Annotated in this window: 2 protein-coding genes; both read right to left on the bottom strand. The window is 46.6% G+C overall.

Annotated elements, in window-relative coordinates; genetic code table 11:
* Positions 1–94: 94 nt before the first annotated feature.
* The gene (locus IQ264_RS32190) at positions 95–655 is read right to left on the bottom strand and encodes a response regulator transcription factor (protein WP_193986798.1); all 561 of its coding nucleotides are present in this window, start codon (positions 653–655) and stop codon (positions 95–97) included.
* Between the two features lie 123 nt (positions 656–778).
* Positions 779–2,518 (bottom strand): PAS domain-containing protein (locus IQ264_RS32185; RefSeq protein ID WP_193986796.1); only part of this gene is annotated, 1,740 nt, incomplete at its 5' end.

Below are 2,518 nucleotides of genomic sequence, written 5' to 3'. Positions count from 1 at the left end.
TGTGCCGTTTTATGATTCTAGCTACTTTGTAATGGCTTTCTTATTGGAACGAAGGAATTACTATCCTCGGCTTCTTGAGTGCCATTTTATCCTTCTAGGCTAGTGCCATTTTTTCTTTCAAGTGGCAACTTTCACTAATCATTAAAGCCGTTGCAATGTCTGCATTACTCATTCCCTGGGCTATCAAACGGAGTACCGCCAGTTCTCGTTCACTCAACTCTGTATGGCTCATTCTCTGCAACAGTTTCGCGCCTACCGCCTGCGGCACATACTTCTGACCGCTATGAACAATCCGAATCGCATTTAGAAGTTCGTCGGCTTTCGCATCCTTGAGCAGATAACCTTGAGCACCAGCGTGTAACCCGCGATAAATATCTTCATCTCCATCGTAGGTAGTTAGTACAATAATCCGAGCTTGCTTAAACTGGGCACAAATTGTCGTAATGGCTGCCACTCCATCTATCTGCGGCATCCGCAAATCCATCAGCGTCACATCTGGTTGATATTCCCGAAAGCGATCGATCGCCTGTTGTCCATCCTCTGCCTGAGCAATCACCGTCATTTCTGGATCGCGATTAATAATTGTTGTCAATCCTTGTCTGACAACAGAATGATCGTCAACGATCAAAACACGAATTACAGCAGATTGACTAATCATAATAAGGTGTTAGGTGTTGGGTGTTAGGGAAGAAGAAGGGGTTGGGTGGTAGGTGTTAGGTGATAGAGAATTGTCTTCTCCCTATTCCCTACACCCTGACCCCTATTCCCTATCCCCTGGTTATGACGATTGATTAACAATGACAACAATTTCTGTACCCCGATCGGGCTGACTTTGAATGGTTAGCTGCGCTCCAATGTTCGCTGCCCGTTCACTCATTCCTAATAAGCCGAATCCACCGCTTAATGGAGTGTTACCTACTCGAAATCCTCGTCCATTATCCTTAACCTGCAAGACACATCGTATATTTTCATACGTCAATCCAACTCGAATCTCACTAGCCTCAGCATATTTCGTCGCGTTGGTTAATGCTTCTTGCCCAATTCGGAGTAAGTTATTTTCCACTTCGGGTGGTAGGGAATAGATTGTTCCTTGAATTTCGTAAATCAGAGCCGTGTTAGTCGCCGATCTCATTTGAACCACGAGGCGATTAAGGGCACTCGGTAAATCACCTTCCTCTAGCAACTGGGGACGCAGTGCCCCCACCGATCGACGCGCCTCAGTCAACCCACTACGTGCCAGTTCATCAATCATTTCTAAATGTGCCTGGGTTGCCTCTAAGTCATCCATTAACACTTGATTTGCACCTGTGGTTTGCACCAGAATACCTGTAAACGCTTGGGCCAACGTATCGTGGATTTCGCGGGCCATGCGGTTACGTTCTTCTAAAATTAATGCTTCTTCGGCTCGTTTGCGTTCGCGGAGTGCCGCGTTTCGCTGTTCGCTAATGTCGAGAATTACACCCAACATTCGCACTGGTTGTCCTGCTTTATTATAAATCCCTCGACCTCGACCCACTAGCCAGTGAATGCTCCCATCTGGATAGATTACCCGATATTCAGTTTCAAAGTCGGTATGGGTCGCTAGCGCGATCGCAACCGCTTGCTCGACTCGCTCAATATCTTCTGGATGAACCCGATCGCGCCATACTTGATAGCTACTCTCAACTTCGTTTGGAACCAATCCTAGCAATCGAGCGTGGTTATCATTCCACTCGGTTGTATTCTCCAGAATATTCCAGTTCCAACTGCCGATGTGGGTTAAGTCCATCGTCAGCCTGCGTTGTTCTTCACTATGTCGCAGAGCGTTTTCCACCCGTTGACGCTCTTCAATTTCCTGAGAAAGAAGCAACGTTCGCTCAGCAACTTGTTGTTCCAACATTCGGTTATAATCGGCTAGCAGTCGCTCGGCTTCTTTGCGTTCAGTAATGTCTTGAAAGGCGGCGATCGCATAAGCCACATTGCCTTGTTCATCAAAAACTGGAGTGCCCCACACTTCAACCGGAATAGTTTTATTATTTTGGCGAATGTCTATACCATCAACCGTAGTGCGTTCGCCGCTCAAGGCTCGAATAATCGGTAAGTTCTCACTTGGGTAGATTTGATCTGTTCCTGTTACATAGAATTGATAAACCTCTGAAATTTGGTCGGATGGTACGGTAGGATCAATTTCTTTGCCCATAAGCTGAATGCCTCGCCGATTAGCGTAGTAAGGGCGACCTGCCGCATCAATGATGCCGATTCCAACTGGAATTGCTTCTAGAAATTGAGTCATCTGACTTTCGCTAGCGCGGAGCTTGGAGTAAAGTTTAGCATTTTCAATGGCGATCGCTGCCTGAGTGGAGAGTAGATTCAGAACTTGCGTTCGTTCTGGTGTAAAAGCTCCAACCGTTAATTGGTTCTCCAAATACAGCACCCCGACAAGCTTACTTTGATTCAGCAACGGCATACATAAGAGCGATCGAGTCTGATTCTGCTGAATGTATGGATCGTTGATGAAATTAGGGGTTGGGGGTTGGGG

Source organism: [Phormidium] sp. LEGE 05292 (assembly GCF_015207735.1).
Classification (GTDB): domain Bacteria; phylum Cyanobacteriota; class Cyanobacteriia; order Cyanobacteriales; family Aerosakkonemataceae; genus Floridanema.
This window is presented reverse-complemented; position numbering and strand designations above follow the sequence as displayed.